Genomic DNA, 20,549 nt, shown 5'->3' with positions numbered 1-20,549 from the left:
CTAAGTTTTCTTCTGATTTCATCATAAAATTTTGAAGAAAATCCTTCCTCGTAAAGAAGCTTGATATTTTCTACGACTTTAGTCTAAGATTTCGAGTTTTTTTTAAGTGAGTTTTCTTCGATATTAGCCTATAAAAAAAGAAGGCTGCGTCTCACAGCCTTCCTCAACTTAGTTATGAATCTGATAAACAATTGCTTCGTACGGTTTTAAAGCGATTGTAGTCTGTAAAGTCTCATGTCCTGAATAGTTGGCGATCAGGATTTCGTCCTTCTTGCCTTGAAGCTCAGCTGGGACTTCAAAAGTTTGGTTTTGTGCAGAGAAATTCAAGACAACAAGCAATGTGTGTGATTCATATGTTCTTGTGTATGCATACACGTTTTCATCCTCAGGCACCAGAATTTCATAGCTTCCATGTACAATGATTGGATGCTCTTTGCGCAGCTGAATCAGTTTGCGGTAGTAATGGTAGATTGAATGCTCATCCTCAACCGCTAACTTTGCATTAATTTCTTTATAATTCTGATTTACCTTCAACCACGGAGTACCAGTCGTAAATCCGCCATGGTCTGTTCCATCCCATTGGAAAGGCGTTCGTGCATTGTCGCGACCCTTAACATAGATGGACTCCATTACCTTGGCTGGGTCTTCTCCATTTTGGATCACTTTTTCATTGTACATATTCAAGGTTTCAATATCCTGGTATTCTTCAATCGAGTCAAAGCGTACATTTGTCATGCCGATTTCTTCGCCTTGATAAATATATGGTGTTCCCTTCAGCATATGAAGGAAGGTAGCCAGCATCTTGGCAGATACAATGCGGAATTCTTGATCATTGCCAAACCGGGAGACCATCCTTGGCTGGTCATGATTGTTAAGATAAAGACTGTTCCAGCCTTCTCCTTCAAGACCATTTTGCCATTTAGTAAAGCTTTTCTTAAGGTCAGTCAGCTTCAATGGCCTTAAATCCCACTTGCCTTCTGGCCCTGAATCTAAATCTACATGCTCGAATTGAAAAATCATATTGGTTTCATTTCGTTCCTCGTTTGTATAAAGTTTTGCGAGTTCAACTGATGCTCCAGGCATTTCGCCAACAGTCATGGCATCATAATGAGACAAAACTTCACGATTCATTTCCTGAAGATAATCATGAATCTTTGGGCCGTTCATAAAGAATTTGCTACCTGATACATAAGGCTTTCCCTCTGGATTAGGCGCATCAGGAAGACCGTCGACCTTAGATATGAAATTGATGACATCCATTCGGAAACCATCAATTCCCTTATCGAGCCAGAACTTCATCATATCGTATACTTCCTGGCGGAGCTTTGGATTCTCCCAGTTCAAATCAGGCTGTTTTTTGCTAAAAAGATGCAGATAGTATTCTTCAGTTGTTTCGTCATATTGCCATGCAGATCCACTGAATACGGATTCCCAATTATTAGGTTCCTTGCCATCCTTTCCAGGTCTCCAAATATAGTAATCACGATATGGATTATCCTTTGATTTACGAGATTCAACGAACCAGTTATGTTCATCTGAACTATGGTTAACGACAAGGTCCATGATCAGTTTCAGTCCGCGCTCATGCATCTCTTTTAAAAGTAATTCCCAGTCAGCCATCGTTCCGAAATCGTCCATAATATCGCGGTAATCACTGATATCGTACCCATTGTCATCATTAGGAGATTTAAAGACAGGTGAAAGCCAAATGACATCAATGCCAAGTTCCTTTAAATAATCTAATTTTGAAATGATGCCAGGAATATCACCAATTCCATCACCATTAGAATCCATGAAGCTGCGCGGGTATATTTGATAAATGACTGATTCTTTCCACCATTGTTTTTTCAAAGGAAATCACTCCAGATTTATGTTTTTTTGAGTAAACGTTTACGTAACGTGTAAAAATTATAAGCGTCTTACAGTACCTCTCTCAACTATCGTGTGCGGCATAATCCTGCTTTCACCGTTTAGACCAGACTGCATCATTGAAAATAGCATATTGGCAGCCACGTTTCCCATTTCTTCTAATGGCTGTGCAACTGTTGTCAGCGGAGGAATAGCCATTTCTGCAATTGGCAGGTTATCATATCCGACAATGGACAAATCCTGAGGAATCTTGATCCCGAGTTTATAAGCAGCTGAGATCGCTCCCATGGCTATAGCATCACTTGCGGCAAAAACAGCAGTTACATCAGTGAACTGCTTCAATAGCAGCGGCAAATTCGTCATTCCGTCGTCAAAAGAAAAGCCTTTTGCATAAATGATATTTTCTTCGCTAACGGGAATCCCCATGCTTATCATAGCCTGTTTATAGCCTTCGATACGGGGCTGACCAGCAATAACATCATCTTTATTGCCGCTGATCATTCCGATTTTTGTATGCCCTTTTTTTATTAGATAATTAGTGGCAGTAAAAGCAGCATGTTTGTCATCAACTTTAACAAACGGAATTGGATAGAGATAAGATTCTGTTGCAATCAGGACGACTGGTATCTTCATGGATTCTAGTTTATCAAAATAATTCTGCGTAATGGTTTCACTGACAAAAAGGATTCCATCCACCCTTTTCTCTGCTAAAAGATCCAAATACTTCTCCGTCCGCTGACCGTGTGAGGCAGTATTACAGACAATGACACTTGATCCAGAAGCATGGACCGCCTCTTCGACACCTCTGAGGATTTTAGATGAGAATTGGCTTGACACTTCAGGGAACAGGATTGCGACCGTGTTGGATTTATTGTTAATTAATCCACGCGCGAATGCATTCGGCTGGTATCCAAGTTCTTTGATTGCCATAAGCACTTTTTCTCCCGTTGCCTTTGAATAACCTCCCTGACCATTAAGTACTCTGGAGACCGTAGCAATCGAGACATTCACTTTTTTTGCAACATCTTTAATAGTGTAGTTAATCGCCATCACACCTTTTTACGTAAACGTTTACGTTATTATTTTAATAGTAATACGAAAAGGATACAGTATCAAGTTTTTTATCGAACTGAGCTTCTTCTTATATTGAATGGGATATCGGTATTGAAAGGAGTGCTCGTGGATTCTTAAATCCTTACAGACCGCTGACAGCACAGCACACTGAGTCTCTTCCTCAACTGGATATTCGTTAATGTTTTCGTGAATTCACACGCAATCTAGTCAATAAAAAAGACCCCAAATAAAGGAAACAAACGTCCGAGGAAGAATTATGTATGTAGAGATCATCAGAATATTGATTTAAGGTTAGGGTGTATGAAATGAAGATTGGGTTGTTAAGGCACTACAAGGTTACACTTGGGTATCCAAATAAGATGGTTTCATCAAGTGAGCTGCTTGAGTGGCAAAAGGAATATGATGAGTCAGAACTCGAGGAAACGGAAATAGATCTGTGCAAAGTTTTATGGAAGAGATGTTATTCAAGTGATTTGCCAAGAGCCACCCGGACAGCACGGGGAGCTTTTGAAGGGAAAATTGTCTATTTGGAGGATTTGCGGGAGATGTCAATTTACCCGATAGCAGGCTCTGATATTAGGCTGCCGCTGTGGTTTCATATTATTCTCATAAGGATTGCCTGGCTTCTCGGTCATAAGTCTCAAAAAGAAAGTAAAAAGCAGGTAGTTCGGCGAATTAATCGGGTGCTGGATCAGGTGCTTGAACAAGAAGAGGACGTTTTGATTGTCGGTCATGGAGGCATCATGATATTCATGAGGAAGGAATTGTTGAAGAGAGGCTTTTCCGGCCCGAAATTCAACAGGCCGGTAAACGCCAAAATCTATATTTTTGAGAAACAATAACTTTGTGGCGCCTGCCTTCTCTTTACTGGGTCAGGCGTCTCCGTTTATAATCGAATACATTTTCACATCATAATGAGCTTCTTTTATGTAAATGAACTTTCTTAAAATACCTTCGAAAGTCATGCCCGCCTTTTCCATAACCCTTTCTGAACCAGAATTTTCGATCAGACATTTAGCCTGTATCCTGACCAAATCCATTTTAGTAAAACCAAAATGAATGAGTTCTTTTGCTGCTTCCGTGGCGATTCCTTTTCCCCAATAGTCTTTTGATAGCGCATAACCGATTTCTGCAGACTTGTGATTTGGCTGCCAATTTACAAAATCAACAGTGCCAATCAGCCTTCCATCTTCTTTGAATTCAATCCCCCATGGAGAAAGTTTTCCATTCTCATAAAGATCCAGAATAAATCTAATATAATCTTTGGTGTCACTTAGTGTACGATGAGCCTCCCAAAACACGTATTTTGAAACCTCAGGGTTAGAGGCATATAGGTGGAGATCGGCTGCATCATCCATTGTGATTTTTCTTAAAATCAGTCGGTCGGTTTCAAGTGTAGGAAGGTTGCTGAAAATATCTTCTAGTTGCATTGTATTCACTCCTGGTATAATCCTTGGTTTATTATGACGTAATTCTTCTTCCCTTATATCTCTTATAAAAAAACTTCACTTTGAATAATTGCTTGAATGATTTCCAATGTTATTGGAAAAAGTAACGACGAGCCATCTTAAAACAGGAGGTACAGCTATGGAAAATACTCATGAGTTCGTACAAAAACTGCATGAAAATCAAAAGAAAAATGAGCAGAACAAAAAAAGACAGGGTAAGGATAATCCAAGCGACAAGCTTCCGAATAAACAGCATTAAACAGAAAATAGACCGTGTTAACACGGTCTTTTTTCTTTGTTGAGAATGCATCATTAACTACTAATTAAAAAAACAAAAAAATTTTTTGCTTTATAGCCATGAGAGTCCCCTGTTACGACCATTTGCAGCGAGACTTTTGAGTTGAGTGGTCTTAAGGGCCCCCTGTTATGATTACTCGTACACAGATATTAGAGCTGAATGGTCATGAGAGACCTTGTTATGACCGTTAGCAGCGAGATTATTGCGTTGAATGGTCATGAGGGCTCCTGTTATGACCACTCGTACACAGATATTAAAGCAGAATGGTCATGAGAGCCTCTGTTACGACCTTTCGTCGCGAGATTTTTTAGTTGAATGGTCATGAGGGCTCCTGTTATGACCACTCGTACACAGATTTTTGAGCAGAATGGTCATGAGAGCCTCTGTTACGACCTTTCGTAGCGAGATTTTTAAGCTGAATAGTCATGAGAGCCCTTATGACAACACAGTTAGAAGTCTTTCTCAAGTCTAAATAACCATCTTGTTAACTTTATCTACTTCGGCGGTTTTGTGATCCGGATTTTTTGTTTGTCCCATTGTTCCTTCGTTCACCCTGTAGTGAAGGTTGTTTGCCCTCTCTACCTGAGCCAGAACGTGTCTGGGCTGAAGGTCTGTCCCCGCTTTTTCTTTCGAAACGTGGTGTTGCGTCGCGATTTTCATTGTGCCCGCTTCGTTTGCCTCTTCCAAACTCCTCATTTCGCCTTGAGCTTTCTTTTCTTTCACCGGCTAATCTGCTTGAACCCGAATTTGTGGCCCTTTGTGGTCTTTCCTGCTCCCGGTTTCGATCAGCTCGATTTGGCTCTCTTCTTTCATTTGTTTTCCGAGGGCGTTCGTCTCTGTTTCTGCGGGATGGATCTTCCCCCGCTCTGCTCCGGTTTGCTCTTGAATCACCGCGGCTGAATCTGTCTGTAGTGATTTTTTCTCCTCTATGATCTCTCTCAACACTACGTGAACGGCCAGTTCTATCTTGAGGGCTGCTGTTAGAACGTCTTGACCGTGTGTTTTTCCCTTTATTGTCTTCGTCTCTGCGATCACGATTACTTGAAGTTCGTTTTTCTATCCTATTTCCAGATCTTTTGTTTTCTTCTGGAGCGTCTTCCCCTGCTTCCGCATGCCGCGCATTGCCAAAGTTTTTCTTTTCAATTTGAAGCTTCAAATCGGTTTCAATCATATCCAACAGTGGCTTATCTTTTGGTGAATAGAAAGTTACAGCAATTCCTTCACTTCCAGCTCTCCCTGTACGCCCGATTCGATGGATGTAACTTTCCGTATCAAGAGGCATGTCGTAGTTAAATACATGTGTGACACCTTCGACATCGAGACCTCTGGCCGCTACATCCGTAGCAATCAAGTATTGTATTTTCGCTTCACGGAATTTTTTCATGACTTGCTCTCTTTTTGCCTGAGAAAGATCTCCATGAAGTTCATCGCAATTAAAATTGTTCGCTTTTAACGCGTCATTCAGCTTGCTGACTCTTCTCTTTGTCCGGCAAAAAATAACCCCTAAGAAAGGCTGATACATTCGTAATGATTCAATTAAATCGTTTTGTTTCGCTCTGTCGAACGTACTGATTGCAATTTGTTTAATATTTGCTAATGGTGCTTGGGTTTTTTCTATCTGGATGTTCTCTGGCTTGTACATATGATGTTTTGCGAGCTTCCGGATTTCATCAGGCATTGTTGCAGAGAACAGCAAAGTTTGCCTCGTCTTTGGTGTTTGTTTGATAATTTCTTCTACTTCATCCAAAAAACCAATATGAAGCATTTGATCCGCTTCATCTAAAACGAGAAACGCCGCTTTTGAAAAATCGACAGTTTCCCTGCGAATATGGTCCAGCAGTCTTCCAGGAGTGCCAATAACAATATGGATATTTTTCTTCAGCTTCTTTAACTGGGATTCAACATCCTGTCCGCCATATACAGCAAGGATGTTAACACCCTCGATATGCTCAATTAATTTTTGTATTTCATTAGTGATTTGCAAGGCTAGCTCTCTTGTCGGAGTGACAATAAGGGCCTGAATGTTTGGATTGGCTGAATCCAGTTTCTCTAGAATCGGCAGAACGAATGCGAACGTTTTACCGGTTCCAGTCTGTGATTGGGCAATAATATCCTTACCATCCATTAATAAAGGAATCGCTTTTTCCTGGATTGGTGTCGGTTCTGTAATCCCATGTATTTTTAACGTTTCCGCAATTTTTTCCGAAATGCCTAATGATAAAAAGTTTTTCAAATAAAATCCCTGCTTTCTTTAATCGGTGGAAAGTATATTCTTCATATTCCCAACCATCCTTCTAATTATTGCTTTTAGATTGAAAAAATAGCAAGAGACGATTCCAACGAATTTAATCTATGTATCAAATAACCGTAACCTATCACCGCATTAACGCACTGGGGGTCTGACCCCCAGTGCGGTGGTGTGATAAAGCGGAAGGGTCAGGCGTCTTTTTATTGGGTAAGATAATATATGTGGATTTTCAAATTGGCATGTGGTACGATTTACTAATTGATGAATAGGAAGTGATTGAATTGATTAAGATCGAATTGCCATCACCTGATGTTGTGATTACTAGAAGCAAGCAGCTAGGTGAAAAGGTTGAAGCAGTAATCAGCAGTGAATATGGATTTACGGATTACCACCGTATTCCAAGGGATAAAGGCGGAATCATCATGTTTTTCAATGCTGATGATGAGTTGATGTATGTGGGGAAAGCACGAAAACTTAGACCGCGTGTTAAAAAGCATTTTGAAGATACAGTTTCTCCTGTCAAAAACCATCGCCATGAGGTACACAAAATCGCTGTATGTACTGTTGAAGATCCGATGGACAGGGAAATCTATGAAACATATGCCATTAATACCTTAAAAGCGAAATACAACATCGACAAAGTCTTCTATAAATAAATTTTCTAATAAGGAATTTAGCTGAACGAGATAACACCTGTAAAATGAAAAGTGCCTGGCCACATGTCTTTTAGAACATGACGGTTCAGGCACTTTTTTGCGCTGTCTGGTTATTTAAACCACCCTTTTTCCTTCGAGTGGGTGATGGCTTCAATCCTGTTTGTAACCTCGAGTTTATCCAGTATGGTTGAGATATAGTTGCGGACCGTCCCTGCGGTGATGCTTAGCTGGCCGGCGATTTCTTTTGTATTCTTCCCATCGGCGACAAGCTCGAGCACTTCCATTTCCCTTTCGGTCAGCGGATTTTCCTCACTGTATACATCGTCCATCAATTCAGGAGCATAAACACGTCTTCCGCCTATGACGCTGCGGATAGAGCTTGCCAGCTCTTCGCTTGGACTGTCCTTCAATAAATAGCCGCTTACGCCAGCCTTCAATGCCCGCTGAAAATAACCGGACCGTGCAAATGTTGTTAGTATGATTACCTTGCAGCCTAGTTCTTTTAATTCCTCTGCAGCCTCTAGACCGGTCTTACCGGGCATCTCAATGTCCATGATACAAACATCAGGCTGCAGATTCCGCGCAAGAGAGACAGCTTCTTCTCCGTTGCTTGCCTTTCCCACCACTTCCATATCATCCTCAAGACTAAGAAGTGAGCCTAAGGCCCCTAGCAGCATGCGCTGATCCTCCGCAATTACAATTCGAATCATATCAGGTCCTCCCTGTCAGTTTGCTTTAATACTTTAGGAATTTTAATAAAGAGCGTTGTACCGTCATTTGAAAAAATATCAAGTGTACCATTCACAAATTCGAGTCGCTCCCTCATTCCCAGCAGACCGCTGCCTTTGTTAAAATCCTCGTCCGTTATCTTGCCATTTCCGTTATCACGGACTTCTGCAATCAGTTCATTTTCAGTCTGATTTATGGTGATTGAGCATACTGTTGCTTTGCTGTGCTTAACCACATTGGTTACCGCTTCCTTTAAGCACATGCTAAGAATATTTTCTGAAAGCAGCGAGACATTGCTCACGTTGAAGTCCTCATCGTTGCCAATGAACTTGATTTCGGCTGCTTTAAGGATTTGCTTCACATGGATCAGTTCTTCGCGAACGCGGATTCCTCTCATCTCAGCTACCATTTTCCTTACCTCATTGAGGGCAGTCCTGGCGGTTTGCTGCACATCCATCAATTCATCTCGGGCTTGTTCAGGATCCTTATAGATTAATTTACGGGCTAAATCAGATTTTAGTCCAATCAAAGAAAGCTTTTGTCCTAATGTGTCATGCAGGTCCCTGGCAATCCTTTGCCTCTCTTCTATTTTCACCAGGTCAGAAATACGCTTATTGGCATCTTCAAGCTTCTCTTCCAGCTGGCCTCTCTCTTTTTTGTTAAAAATACTGAAGGGCAGGAGAATGACACTGATCCAGACGATCACGATGATAGGCAGCTGTTTGATAAAAAAATCTTCCTTAAAGACAATTTCCAAGTTTATTACGATGGATGTTCCCACCAAGTGAATGAAATACAGTACAAGGAACGGAATTCGATCTTTTAAATTGCCTATAAAGTAAGCGATGAAAAAGGCGAAATATACATAGCTGAATAAGCTGGCTGAGGCAATTGAAATTCCTATTAAAATACATGTCCATAAATAGACTGTCCAGCCTCTGGATACGAATGCCAGCCAGTAAACTAGAAAGAACATCAATGTCAGGATAATACCAACAACTTTTCCCACAGTAGATGGTAATTGCCAGATGAAATAAAAAGGCAATATTCCGAGAATTGTCCAAATATAAGGAGAGATCCCTGTGCTTTTTAGTGAATTAAAAAACCTTTTAAACATGATAAAAACCTCTGCTTCATAATAATCCCGTTCATTAATGATCTTTTTATCTTATCATATCGACTTCAGATTATAGCAATTCCTCAGATAATAAATGGATAAAAATATCATAATTTTCCAAGTTAACATAAAATTACTCCCCTCACTCCAGTCTGCATTTGTGGCAAAGCCGTTTAAGCTTTACAAAATAAACAGTACTGAGATAAGGGGAGTTGCTTTTATAGTTCCGGCTTTGTATGAGCCGTTATTTTGTTTGAAGTTGTTAAAGCTTTCATTTCTTTAAATCCAATGAACTGCTTTTGTTTTTCATCCCATAAGCGGAAGCGCAGGGATGTTAAGCTTGTAGAAAGAGTGATCGTTGGGACATTTTGCAATGGTTTAGTATTATTATGAACTTCTTCAAGCTTATAGTTCGGTACACGCGGGCTTAAGTGATGAACATGGTGGTAACCGATATTACCTGTAATCCACTGAAGTACCTTTGGCAGCTTGTAGAAAGAGCTTCCTTCAACAGCAGCCTTCACATATTCCCATTCTTTGTCTCCTTCAAAATAAGAATCCTCAAAGGTATGCTGTACATAGAACAACCAGATGCCAAACATTCCTGCTATGAAGAAGATCGGTCCTTCTACCATTAAAAATGATTCCCAGCCAATTGCCCAAATCAGCAAGCCTGAGATTCCAAAAATCAAAACGTTGGTAAGATAGGTATTTAATTTTTCTTTAAGTCTTGCTCCCTTTCGGTTAAAACGGTTAGTGATCAATACAATATAAATTGGTCCCAATACAAACATTACAAAAGGATTGCGGTACATTCTGTAAGCAAGCTTTTGCCATAATGGTGCAGCCAAATATTCATCAACCGTCATAACCCAAATATCGCCGGTGCCGCGCTTATCAAGATTGCTGCTTGTTGCATGGTGGACTGAATGTTCATGTCCCCACTGGCTGTAAGGGAATAATGTCAAAACTCCGGTTAACGTTCCAACAATTTTGTTTGCTGTACGGTTTCTAAAGAATGAATGGTGTGTACAGTCATGGAAAATTATGAAGATCCTGATCATGAAGCCTGCTGCAACAACGGAAATAGCCAGTGTCAGCAAATAAGATATAGAAAGGCTTTGATAGGCCAAAAACCACATTGCCAAAAATGGTACTACCGTATTCAGTATTTGAATGATACTAGCTTTTGTGTTTGAACTTTCATAAGGGGCGACCTGTTTTCTTAGTTCTTTTGCGTTGTGAGTTGCCATCTTGTTTAAAATCCCCTTTCGGATTTGTTAATTAACCAAATTATAAACAAGGGAAACACTTTTGTGCAGTATCAGGTGTCATATGTGACACATGATAAATGTCATGTTTCGATGGAAATAATCTTTAAAACCTTAATATATAGCGTTTTTTTTACTTAGTACCAGGTAATATTATTTGCTGTTTATTTTTAAGGATTCGCATTTTTTTAAAACAATTATTGATTTCTAATGAAATATTCCTTCTGCCATGGTTCAAACCGCTCGTCACAATGAGTCTCTTCTATCTCTGTTTTCATTAAATCTTGACTGTCACCTTCCCTGCTATTAAATACAGCTATGTCAAAAAGCCTTGGAGGGTATGGCATATTTTGAATATGTACATGCAATTTAGCGCGTACTTCGTTGTAATCCAGCATGTCACTAAGAGTTAGCCACCTTGTGACTGTTTCACTGTTAATGATGATCAAGGGGTAAACAGCCTCGATTAAACATAAGAGATTAAATGCTTCATCTTTTCTCATTATTTTTACTCCTGAAGTTTTTTAGGAAAATCCACAACAGAACAGTCTTTCCTTTTAGCAGATAAAAATACATGCATGAATAGTGCAATCCACTTTTTTCTATGTAAAATATATTTAAAAGGCTAAAGCAGCGAGGAGTACAAAATGAAAAATGCAATAGTAACTGGTTCATCAAGCGGCTTTGGTAAGCTGATAGCCATCGAATTAGCGAAATCCGGGTTTTATGTTTATGCGACAATGAGGGATCAAAGTAAAGCGGAAAGTCTGCTGCAGCTAGCAGCAGATGGAAATGTCAAGGAGCGAATACATGTGGTAACGCTCGATGTAACTTCAGAGGCTTCTATAGCGGAGTTTGGTGGATATGTGCAGGAGTTACAATCAGTGGATGTGTTAGTGAATAATGCTGGTTTCGCTCAGGGTGGGTTTTGTGAGGAACTCCCAATCGAAGCTTACCGCCAGCAGTTCGAGACAAACTTCTTTGGGGCAGTTGCTGTCACCAAAGAAGTCCTCCCTTCTATGCGTGCCCTAGGATCCGGGAAAATCATTAACATGAGCAGTATAAGCGGCACGTTTGGGTTTCCTGGACTGTCCGCGTATGTCTCCTCAAAGTATGCATTAGAAGGATTCAGTGAAAGTTTAAGACTTGAGCTCAAACCTTTTGGTATCGATGTCGTACTGGTAGAGCCTGGGTCCTATAAAACGAATATCTGGTCAAGCGTTGAAACTATACAACTACAGGATCAATCGCCATATGAAAACTATAAGGAAGCGATCATGAATGAATTAAAGAGTGGTGAACCTGAATATGGAGATCCCCAGGAGGTTGCCAACCTGGTTGTAAGAATTGCTCGTGATGTGGACGGTAGAAGTGAATTGAGATACCCTATCGGCAAAGGTGTTGCCAAAACCATTTTATTAAAAAAACTGCTGCCCTGGAAAACGATTAAGAAAATTGTCATGAAAAAACTTTATAGATAGTATAAAGAAAATTCCATTCACAAAAATGGAGTCAGCTTGTCGACTAAGATATAGGTCACATATCGTTATTGAAAACCTGTTGATTGGAGTGGAAGGCGCGTAGACTCCTACTGGCTAGAGCTGGACAGGTGATACCCCGCAGGAGCGAAGCGACGAGGAGGCTCAGCGCCAGCCCCGCGGAAAGCGAAGCGCCTGGAACGGAAATCAACAGACCTATTATACTTCCCATTCAAGATAAAACTGTAGACAAGCTCGCTCTAATCGAGTTTGTCTACAATCTGACTCCATTCACCAGAATGGAGTTTTTTTATCACTAAAAAAGGTTTTTTTTACCATTTTGTAGAACTTAAAGAAGTCTGAAAGGAGTTCATCCATATGAAAAAAGGGATTTTGATGTTATTTGCAGCGGTTCGCAAAGCAGCGTATTACCTGTTTTTATTCGCAACATTTATTTTGGGAATAGGATTTTTTCTATCTTTCGTCTCACTATTCGATTTAGGGAAAAAGCAAGGCGAACATTTAGGCTTGTCCTTCAATCGATTTTATAAGCAATTTAAAGAAGTCCTTAGCCAATTAAATGATTTCAAGTTACAAAGCATATCAGATTATATGACAAATTCACAAGTGCTGGATGGTTATTTTTATTCCTATACGATCCTTGGTATTTCCCTTGTGATTATTATTGTTGTGGGCAGTATTATAGCTTTTACTATTATGTTGTCAACTTTTAAATTAAGGAGAAAGCTGAGGATATTCCTCGATTTATTCGAGGGACTCCCTGACCTTATGTTTATTTTTGCAATTAATATGCTGAATATCTTTCTCTATCAGGAATATAATATGAAAATTTTTAAGATGTACGGACTTGGTTCCAATCAGCCTATAGCTTTTCCTGTCATCGTGATTTCATTTCTGCCTGCAATTTTATTTGGGGTCTTTCTTTTGAAGGCCATGGGGGATGAAGAGGAGGAATTATATATTCAAGTGGGCTTATCCAAGGGGCTGTCGAGAGGGTATCTGTATATTGTTCACATGTTGCGAAATTTGCTTCCTGTTTTCACACTCAAATTCAGGTCGATTCTTTACATGTTGCTCTCTAATCTAGTCTTGGTAGAGTTTATGTATTATTATGAACAAGCGTTTACTTCAATCTTATTAGACCAGGTGTTTTTGGGTGAACAAATTGTGTTGCTGTTATCCACGATTTTTATGTTGATCACCCCTGTCATTCTTTTTGAATTTTTGGTCAGAATGATCGTTAAATATACTGTTGTCAAAAAACGAGGTGAAATTCAGCTATGAGGCTAAAATCATATAAAAAAACAAAAATCTCTTTAACGATTCTCCTGGTGATGCTTATTGCCAGCGTCTTATATGACTATATTGGTCCTGAAGATTATCGAACCATGATTCACCAACTAAAGGATGAGAATGGGAAAACATTAAAGGCCCCTCCCTACCCTCCGAGTAAAGATTTCTTACTGGGTACAGACCGTGATGGACGGGATAACTTGATGTTAATTATTGATGGAATAAAATATACATTTGCTGCGCTTGTTGTTGTCTCTTTTCTTAGAGTAGCAATTGGTACTTTAATGGGAATCTTGGTCGAGACATGGATGCCTGCTTTAAAACCTTTTATCAAAGCATTTTTCCTGCCATTTCAGTACGTACCAGTCCTTCTGACCGGCGTGTTTTTAATGAATGGATACCTTTTTGGTTACAATGATGTTCCAGTTATCGTAAAAGTTGAGTATCAGTTGATTGTCCTATTCGTATTAGGGTTTCCTACTGTTTTTTTCTTTACAACGGATTTTCTTAAGGAAATAAAAACGAAGTCATTTGTAACAAGCTCCTATTTATTAGGAGGCAGCAAATGGCATATCATAGTAAAGCAAATATTGCCCCATCTTAAACCTCAACTGGCATTATTGTTTGTACAGCAAATCCTCCAAACCATGCAAATTCTGATGGGTCTTGCCATGTTCTCTCTTTTCCTTGGGGGACCACATAAAGAAACATTTTATAATACCCATTATAAAAAGTCGATCACGAACGAACTAGCGGGACTTACAGGACAAAATTTTTGGTGGCTGAAGTATGCATCATATATCGCGTTAAGCTCGCTGACAGTTTTGCTGATTATTTTCCTGCTGATTATAATCATAAAAAACGAACTAGTCGATAATATGGAAGGTGAAAATGAAATGGTTTCCAAATCACCATCAAAAAAGAAAATAAGGAAACCAGAGCTTCCCAGGATAAAAGGAGTTAGCAGTTAAACAACCTTTATATTTTAAAAGAAGGGTCTAATGCCCCTTTTTTTTTATTGGCTGTTTTCGCACCGATAGTTAGTTTTCGGATGAAGTTGTCATCGGTTAATTATCTAACATTTCATGGCATCTTTTCTTTGAGTTTTAAATTGTATATTGGATTACATTAAGGGATTAAAAGACATAATTATCTGGAACTGCTCATTCTTAATAAGAAAAAACTGGCAGTCCACAAAAAAAAGGCGACTAAAACCATAGGGATTCAAATAAATTATAGTGTTCTCCTTTACTGCCAACAAGAAAGGATGATTCATCTGTGACTAAATTATTTGGTACTGATCCCTCATTTTATCCTTCTCCCCGCTCAGCTATGGATGCACCACCCGAAAACTTAGCTTATGTAGCATTGTTAGATCCAGATGCAATTGGTGTTGTTGACCTTGATCCCGCTTCTCCTTCTTACGGAAAACTCATTTATAAACTTGATTTACCTGGTGTTGGGGATGATGAGCTTCACCATTTCGGCTGGAATGCCTGCAGCTCGGCGCTGTGCCCAACCGCTTTTCATCCACAGTTGGAAAGGAGGTACTTAGTTCTTCCCGGGATCCGTTCCTCACGTATATATATAGCTGATACAAAGCCTGATCCCCGAAAACCAAAAATCATCAAAACGATTGAGCCTGAAGAAATTAAAAAACGGACTGGTTACAGCCGCCTTCACACGGTCCACTGTGGTCCAGAAGGAATTTTCATAAGTGCCCTTGGTGCAGCCGAAGGTAATGGCGGACCTGGCGGCATACTCCTTCTTGATCATTTCAATTTTAATGTATTGGGTGCCTGGGAGATGGACCGGGGTCCACAGCACTATGCATATGATTTCTGGTGGCATATTGCTCATGATGTGACTGTATCAAGCGGTTGGGCGACTCCGGATTTATTTGAAAATGGATTGAACCTGGACGCACTGCTGCAAAGGAAATATGGTCACAGCATACATTTTTTTGATAGCCGCACCAGAAGCCATATTCAGGAAATTGATTTTGGAGACCAGCATCAAATGGTTCTTGAATTGAGGCCTGCCCATAATCCCCGCAGGACATATGGTTTTGCAAGCGTGGTTGTCGATGTAACGAATCTAGCGAGTTCCATCTGGGTCTGGTATCGAGAAAACGGGAAGTGGGAGGCAAAGAAAATTATAGAAATACCGGCAGTCCCAACACCAGCTGACCAGCTTCCTCCTGCTTTAAAAGATATTGGAGCTGTTCCACCATTGGTAACGGATATGGTCCTTTCGCTTGATGACAAATTTTTATATGTGAGCTGTTGGGGAACTGGAGAATTAATTCAATATGATGTCAGCGATCCATTTAACCCTAAACATATTGATACTGTTAAAATTGGCGGCATAGCAACACCTTTCCCCCACCCATCTGGTAAGCAAATCACAGGAGGACCACAGATGGTCGAATTAAGCCGGGATGGGAAGCGGGCTTATTTTACTAACTCCCTTTATAAGGCGTGGGATGAACAATTTTATCCTGATGGAATCCATGGAGCTATGGTAAAAGTGAACATTAAACCTGAGGGTGGCATGGAAATAGATTCAGACTTTCTAATTGAGTTCGAAGGAATGAGAGCTCACCAAATCAGGCTTGAAGGCGGAGATTGTTCTACCGACACTTTTTGTTATCCGTGAAGCGGGAGTGAATACAATTGGAAGGTGTATTTTCATATAAAAGCCAGATGGCCGCAGCCGCTCTCCTTGGTGCATTTCATGGCATTAACCCTGCAATGGGATGGTTATTCGCAGTCTTTTTAGCCATTCATAGAAGTCAAAAACGTGTTTTGTTTTATGCAATCATTCCAATTGCCACAGGCCAAATTTTAGGAGACGGGCTTGTTATTGCCGCTCAGACATTTGCACGTTTCCATTTGCCTGCTGGCACTGTTCACTTATCTATAGCTGCATTCATCGTTATTTATGGTATATACAGGCTGTTTCGGTATTACCGCCATTTCAAGTGGGCTGGCGGATTGAATGTAGGTTATGGGCAGCTAATCCTCTGGTCATTCCTGGCCTCATCCACACATGGATCAGGGCTCTTATTTGCACCATTTATTCTTGAAGCTTCAAGCATCATGGACCTTGTGCCATTATGGATCGTGCATGAAATGGTTATGTTAACTTCCATGACTGTTATTTCCCTGTCAGTCTATCATTTAGGAATAGCCAAATTTAAAAAGTATCTAGTCAATTTCGAATTGGTCTGGGCTATTTTATTAATTGCTGTTGGTGTTTTATTATTCGTAATGGGCGGAGGTATGGGGCAAGAACATATTCATTGATTGTAAGATAAAATGACAGAAGGTGCTGAATTTTCATTCAGCACCTTCTGTCATTTTAATTTGAAACAGCTTTATTGTTGAATATATTGCTTATAGGGTTCAACAGCATCGCGCCAATTGCCTGAATGAGCGTTTTCACAATCACCTGTCCTAAGATGGCTGCAGGCACTGCTTCCCAAGGAAGGAAATTTGCTCCGATCGGGCTTAAGCCAATAACAACAAAGATAACGGAATCAAGCAGTCCCCCAACCAAACCACTATAAAATACTCTCCAGCTCATTGGCAGCTTCAGCCTTGTGTAAATTTCAGTATCTGTCGTTTCCGCTACGGCAAAGCTCAATGCGGAAGCAAATACAATTAAAAGTGTATCTCCCAGAATGTAAGATACGATAGCTGATTGTACAAGTGCTGCACCGATGAATAGATACGTCATGGCACGGCCATATTTATTCTGGACAAGGTCACGGAAAATAAATGTGGCACCAATGAGCAATGTTCCCATTGGCACAATGAACATTCCTAAGTGAAGCGGCGCAAAGGCCGCGGTTATAACATTTGCGGTAATGATCGAAATTAAATAAAAAAAGATTCTCATCTTCTACCCTCCTATTAATCTAAACTCCCCTTTTGTTTCCCCAGATGTACGTGTGCAATTGGGGCAAGACCCTGACGTTCTTCAGGTCATGGTCCATCATTGCTTTATTAACAAGCCATTCATATTTATTAAGTAAGCTTGAAACTAACTTCTCATCTTCTGCAGTAGTAATATCATCATTTCCAACCTGTAAAAAGAATGGAATTTCCGGGTACCTCATGTGGATTGTTTTGGCGTACTCATAATCAGCATCATTAAAGACAACGACCTTCAAGCTAACATTTTGGTCTGTCTGATGTTGAACACGATCAATGATAGTATCCAAAATTTTATAATCTGTAATCATTCCTGAACTTGGCGGTTTTGGGGAAAGTGTAAGTTCATCGATTTGTAAAAACCAATCCTGCCACCTGCTGCCCTGGGTCTCCAGGCAAATTTTAATGTTTTTCTCTTTTAGCAAAGCAATCAAACTAGATAAATTGGTTAAGAGAGCTGGGTTTCCGCCTGATATCGTTACATATGAAAAGCCTTCGCCGCCAAGCGACTGCAAATGCGCCAAAATTTCCTCGGCGGTCATCTGCGTGATCAGATCTTTTCCCGACCCATCCCATGTAAAAGAAGAATCGCACCATGCGCACGAGTAGTCACAGCCAGCGGTTCGCACGAACATGGTCTTCTGGCCGATAACCATCCCTTCACCCTGGATGGTGGGGCCAAATATTTCGATAACTGGTATCTTACTCAAGCTCCATCCACTCCCGTCTCGCTTCGGCATAGCTTGTAGGAGTTTCATAAAGGCGAACGAACTCCACTCTGGCGCCATCATATAGATCCTGTCTTTCTAAAAGGGCTCCTGCCATTTTTTCATAAATCCATACCACCATATTTTCGGCAGTTGTATTCATCGGAGGAAGCGTTTCATTTAAGTATTTGTGATCAAGATAGATTTCAATTTTTGATTTCCATATTTCTTTAATATCGCCAAAGTCGATCATCAGGCCGCGCTCATCGACAAAGCCGCTCAGCCCAAAAATAACTTTATAGGTATGACCGTGCAGATTCTTGCACTTCCCTTCATAAGCATGAAGGTGATGAGCAGAATCAAAGGTGAACTCCTTGCTGACAAGCACACGTTTTGAATGATATTTTAACTGTTCTCTCTTAATATCCTGATCTATTTTTTGTAGCTGCTCTACAATACGAAAACCGAACATGATTAAACAGCTCCTTCCAGGAACTCATCGAGCCCCTTTTTTCTCAATAGACAGGCCGGGCAGACTCCGCATCCGTCAGCTATGATGCCGTTATAACAAGTTAAGGTTTTGGTTCGGACAAAATCAAAAGCACCCAATTGATCTGCGAGCTTCCAAGTCTCCGCTTTATTCAGCCACATTAAAGGCGTGTGTATGACAAAATTCTCGTCCATCGAAAGGTTCAATGTGACGTTCAACGACTTAATGAAAATATCCCTGCAATCCGGGTATCCGCTGAAGTCTGTTTCACAAACACCAGTCACGATGTGTTTGGCATTTACCTGGCTTGCCAGCACACCTGCAAAAGACATAAACAATAAGTTTCTCCCTGGTACGAAGGTTGACGGCAAGCCTCCATCTTCCCCGTCCTTCACTTCTATTTCATCTCTTGTCAGTGCATTAGGTGCTAACTGATTTAACAGACTCATATCAAGAATATGATGTCTGATTCCGAGTTCTTTCGTTATTTCTTTCGCGCAATCAATTTCTGTCCGGTGCCTCTGGTTATAATCAAAGGTTACCGCTTCTACTTCTGCAAATTGCTCCTTCGCCCAGAACAAACAAGTGGTACTGTCCTGGCCGCCGCTGAAAACAACTACAGCTTTTTCATTTTTCATTCTAAAAATCTCCTTTTAAACGGAAAAAAACAGCACTACTAAGACAGCAGTACTGTTTATCCTTAGTTTTTTTGAGAGGGTAGCTAGAACCTCTTCCGTAAAGACGGATTTATATGATTTTGAACTAATTTATTTTATCATACATTTTATAATTGGGAAGCTTTTTTTATTCTGAATTTCTTTATATTTTCTTATTTCAACTGTTTTTTCTAAAAACCCCCTCCTTTCAACACAATATTGGAAAACAACAATTAAAAGGGGTGGAGTCTGAAATTTTTCTATTTCGTACGGGAAAAAATCAGCCAAATTACTATTGAAAATGGAGAAGTGTTGAAACACTATTGGATCCATTCTGCATACATTGAACGTGAGGTGATATTTGATGCCGGAATGGATTGTAGTATTCTATCCAGTGAATTTTTTATCAGCATACGTTTTGTATATTTACCTTTACAATCGAAGGAAGCAAATCGGTTTTCATTTGGGGATGAATATCGCCATGGTTGCCGGGGGAGGAATGGCACTTGGTACCGGGCTCATTTTCATCAATCTTTATCCATTGTATTTTCTTGAGGCTACCCTTGTTGCAGTGATAATTGGAAGTCTAACTGGCATCTTCTTTGGCAACCTATTTGACTACCAAACCTTATTGACCGGGTATATTAACGGACTAATGATGGGAATTATAGCTCCAATGATCGGAGCAGCTGCCTCTGAGGGAATTCTTTTCTTGTTGATGATCGAAATATTTATCATAAGCAGCTTTTGCTTAGTGGCTGCCTTTGCCTACAGGGGTTAGATGGAGGTCTCCAATGCAAATCATCTTAATTTCTACCACTTTTATTAATGTTGCCTTCGGTGTTTGGCTATATTTTGTACTGAGTAAGTCCAAGTTATTATTCAACGACAGGTTTGGCTATATCTCGGTTAAGACTTCCAGCAGCACATTAAGTCTTGTTGCCTCTTTGAACCTTTTTTTGCTTTTTCCTGCTGAATTTGAAATAACTGGTCTGCTCAATCTATTGCTGGGAATAGGAATAGGATGGCTGTTTGGCTCGCTGTTGAATGCACAAACATTGATAGCGGGAATTTATAATGGCGGAATTGGTGCGATTATGGGTACAATGGCAGGTGCGGTTGTCATGAATCCCGCTATTTGCGGGTTGCCTTCAACGATTCTTTCAGAACAGCAAATCATTATTTTCTTTGCACTGTTAAGCATATGTGTCCAAGGAATAACTGCATTCCTGCTTCTATTTTCTTTCAGGGCTTGA

22 protein-coding genes and 1 riboswitch are annotated in these 20,549 nt (G+C 40.2%); of the genes, 10 read left to right on the top strand and 12 right to left on the bottom strand.

Going from position 1 to position 20,549, the window contains the following annotated elements; genetic code table 11:
* Positions 1 to 168: 168 nt before the first annotated feature.
* Complete coding sequence (locus tag AABM38_RS13235) at positions 169 to 1,851, bottom strand: glycoside hydrolase family 13 protein (protein WP_423406859.1); 1,683 nt, start codon at positions 1,849 to 1,851, stop codon at positions 169 to 171.
* Positions 1,852 to 1,908: 57 nt separating this feature from the next.
* Positions 1,909 to 2,919, bottom strand: coding sequence for a LacI family DNA-binding transcriptional regulator (locus AABM38_RS13230; protein WP_423406858.1), 1,011 nt, complete (start codon positions 2,917 to 2,919; stop codon positions 1,909 to 1,911).
* Positions 2,920 to 3,248: 329 nt separating this feature from the next.
* On the opposite strand from AABM38_RS13230, the gene AABM38_RS13225 reads away from it, so the two are divergent.
* The gene (locus AABM38_RS13225) at positions 3,249 to 3,785 is read left to right on the top strand and encodes a histidine phosphatase family protein (protein WP_423406857.1); all 537 of its coding nucleotides are present in this window, start codon (positions 3,249 to 3,251) and stop codon (positions 3,783 to 3,785) included.
* 30 nt (positions 3,786 to 3,815) lie between these two features.
* Here AABM38_RS13225 and AABM38_RS13220 read toward each other — a convergent pair whose 3' ends face one another.
* Complete coding sequence (locus tag AABM38_RS13220) at positions 3,816 to 4,373, bottom strand: GNAT family N-acetyltransferase (protein ID WP_423406856.1); 558 nt, start codon at positions 4,371 to 4,373, stop codon at positions 3,816 to 3,818.
* A gap of 157 nt (positions 4,374 to 4,530) precedes the next feature.
* Between AABM38_RS13220 and AABM38_RS13215 the strand changes: the two genes are divergently transcribed.
* Positions 4,531 to 4,650 carry a DUF4023 domain-containing protein gene (locus tag AABM38_RS13215; RefSeq protein WP_423406855.1) on the top strand — a complete coding sequence of 40 codons (120 nt, stop codon included), beginning with the start codon at positions 4,531 to 4,533 and terminating at the stop codon, positions 4,648 to 4,650.
* A 529-nt stretch (positions 4,651 to 5,179) separates the two neighbouring features.
* On the opposite strand, the gene AABM38_RS13210 is transcribed toward AABM38_RS13215, so the two are convergent.
* Positions 5,180 to 6,922, bottom strand: a complete 1,743-nt coding sequence (locus tag AABM38_RS13210; RefSeq protein ID WP_423406854.1) for a DEAD/DEAH box helicase — start codon at positions 6,920 to 6,922, stop codon at positions 5,180 to 5,182.
* A gap of 296 nt (positions 6,923 to 7,218) precedes the next feature.
* On the opposite strand from AABM38_RS13210, the gene AABM38_RS13205 reads away from it, so the two are divergent.
* A complete protein-coding gene (locus AABM38_RS13205) occupies positions 7,219 to 7,593 on the top strand; it encodes a nucleotide excision repair endonuclease (RefSeq protein WP_207499358.1) in 375 nt (124 codons plus the stop codon).
* Positions 7,594 to 7,703: 110 nt separating this feature from the next.
* Here the strand turns inward: AABM38_RS13205 and AABM38_RS13200 are convergent, their stop codons facing one another.
* The 4 genes from AABM38_RS13200 to AABM38_RS13185 form a co-directional block, all read right to left on the bottom strand.
* Positions 7,704 to 8,303 (bottom strand): response regulator, encoded by a 600-nt coding sequence (locus tag AABM38_RS13200; RefSeq protein WP_423406853.1) that lies wholly within the window; start codon positions 8,301 to 8,303, stop codon positions 7,704 to 7,706.
* Entirely contained in the window at positions 8,300 to 9,439 is a 1,140-nt protein-coding gene (locus AABM38_RS13195; protein WP_423406852.1) for a sensor histidine kinase, read from the bottom strand. Before AABM38_RS13195 ends, AABM38_RS13200 begins: the two co-directional genes overlap by 4 nt.
* 218 nt (positions 9,440 to 9,657) lie before the next feature.
* The gene (locus tag AABM38_RS13190) at positions 9,658 to 10,692 is read right to left on the bottom strand and encodes a fatty acid desaturase (RefSeq protein WP_423406851.1); all 1,035 of its coding nucleotides are present in this window, start codon (positions 10,690 to 10,692) and stop codon (positions 9,658 to 9,660) included.
* A gap of 215 nt (positions 10,693 to 10,907) precedes the next feature.
* Positions 10,908 to 11,213, bottom strand: a complete 306-nt coding sequence (locus AABM38_RS13185) for a hypothetical protein (RefSeq protein ID WP_423406850.1) — start codon at positions 11,211 to 11,213, stop codon at positions 10,908 to 10,910.
* 144 nt (positions 11,214 to 11,357) lie between these two features.
* Here AABM38_RS13185 and AABM38_RS13180 point away from each other — a divergent pair, with 144 nt between their 5' ends.
* From AABM38_RS13180 to AABM38_RS13160, 5 genes are all read left to right on the top strand, one after another.
* Positions 11,358 to 12,191 (top strand): SDR family oxidoreductase, encoded by an 834-nt coding sequence (locus AABM38_RS13180; RefSeq protein ID WP_423406849.1) that lies wholly within the window; start codon positions 11,358 to 11,360, stop codon positions 12,189 to 12,191.
* Positions 12,192 to 12,566: 375 nt separating this feature from the next.
* Positions 12,567 to 13,493: an ABC transporter permease subunit gene (locus tag AABM38_RS13175; RefSeq protein WP_423406848.1), complete on the top strand. Its 927-nt coding sequence runs from the start codon at positions 12,567 to 12,569 to the stop codon at positions 13,491 to 13,493.
* Positions 13,490 to 14,473 carry an ABC transporter permease subunit gene (locus tag AABM38_RS13170; RefSeq protein ID WP_423406847.1) on the top strand — a complete coding sequence of 328 codons (984 nt, stop codon included), beginning with the start codon at positions 13,490 to 13,492 and terminating at the stop codon, positions 14,471 to 14,473. The genes AABM38_RS13175 and AABM38_RS13170 overlap by 4 nt, the downstream gene beginning before the upstream one ends.
* Positions 14,474 to 14,780: 307 nt before the next feature.
* Positions 14,781 to 16,160 (top strand): selenium-binding protein SBP56-related protein, encoded by a 1,380-nt coding sequence (locus AABM38_RS13165; protein ID WP_423406846.1) that lies wholly within the window; start codon positions 14,781 to 14,783, stop codon positions 16,158 to 16,160.
* A 17-nt stretch (positions 16,161 to 16,177) separates the two neighbouring features.
* Positions 16,178 to 16,810, top strand: a complete 633-nt coding sequence (locus AABM38_RS13160; RefSeq protein WP_423406845.1) for a hypothetical protein — start codon at positions 16,178 to 16,180, stop codon at positions 16,808 to 16,810.
* Between the two features lie 55 nt (positions 16,811 to 16,865).
* Here the strand turns inward: AABM38_RS13160 and AABM38_RS13155 are convergent, their stop codons facing one another.
* The 4 genes from AABM38_RS13155 to queC are packed head-to-tail and all read right to left on the bottom strand — an operon-like array spanning position 16,866 to position 19,275.
* Positions 16,866 to 17,405: a VUT family protein gene (locus AABM38_RS13155; protein ID WP_423406844.1), complete on the bottom strand. Its 540-nt coding sequence runs from the start codon at positions 17,403 to 17,405 to the stop codon at positions 16,866 to 16,868.
* Positions 17,406 to 17,424: 19 nt separating this feature from the next.
* Positions 17,425 to 18,150 (bottom strand): 7-carboxy-7-deazaguanine synthase QueE, encoded by a 726-nt coding sequence (gene queE / locus AABM38_RS13150; RefSeq protein ID WP_423406843.1) that lies wholly within the window; start codon positions 18,148 to 18,150, stop codon positions 17,425 to 17,427.
* On the bottom strand, positions 18,143 to 18,619 hold the full coding sequence (gene queD / locus AABM38_RS13145; RefSeq protein ID WP_423406842.1) for a 6-carboxytetrahydropterin synthase QueD: 477 nt from the start codon (positions 18,617 to 18,619) through the stop codon (positions 18,143 to 18,145). The genes queE and queD overlap by 8 nt, the downstream gene beginning before the upstream one ends.
* Before the next feature lie 2 nt (positions 18,620 to 18,621).
* Entirely contained in the window at positions 18,622 to 19,275 is a 654-nt protein-coding gene (gene queC, locus AABM38_RS13140) for a 7-cyano-7-deazaguanine synthase QueC (RefSeq protein ID WP_423406841.1), read from the bottom strand.
* A gap of 56 nt (positions 19,276 to 19,331) precedes the next feature.
* Positions 19,332 to 19,374, bottom strand: a riboswitch (PreQ1 riboswitch).
* A 283-nt stretch (positions 19,375 to 19,657) separates the two neighbouring features.
* On the opposite strand from queC, the gene AABM38_RS13135 reads away from it, so the two are divergent.
* Together AABM38_RS13135 and AABM38_RS13130 are read left to right on the top strand one after the other, a co-directional pair.
* Complete coding sequence (locus AABM38_RS13135; RefSeq protein ID WP_423406840.1) at positions 19,658 to 20,074, top strand: hypothetical protein; 417 nt, start codon at positions 19,658 to 19,660, stop codon at positions 20,072 to 20,074.
* A gap of 13 nt (positions 20,075 to 20,087) precedes the next feature.
* Positions 20,088 to 20,549, top strand: a complete 462-nt coding sequence (locus tag AABM38_RS13130) for a hypothetical protein (protein WP_423406839.1) — start codon at positions 20,088 to 20,090, stop codon at positions 20,547 to 20,549.

The organism is Heyndrickxia sp. MSNUG (assembly GCF_049532715.1).
In the GTDB taxonomy this organism is placed as follows: domain Bacteria; phylum Bacillota; class Bacilli; order Bacillales; family Cytobacillaceae; genus Mesobacillus.
This window is presented reverse-complemented; position numbering and strand designations above follow the sequence as displayed.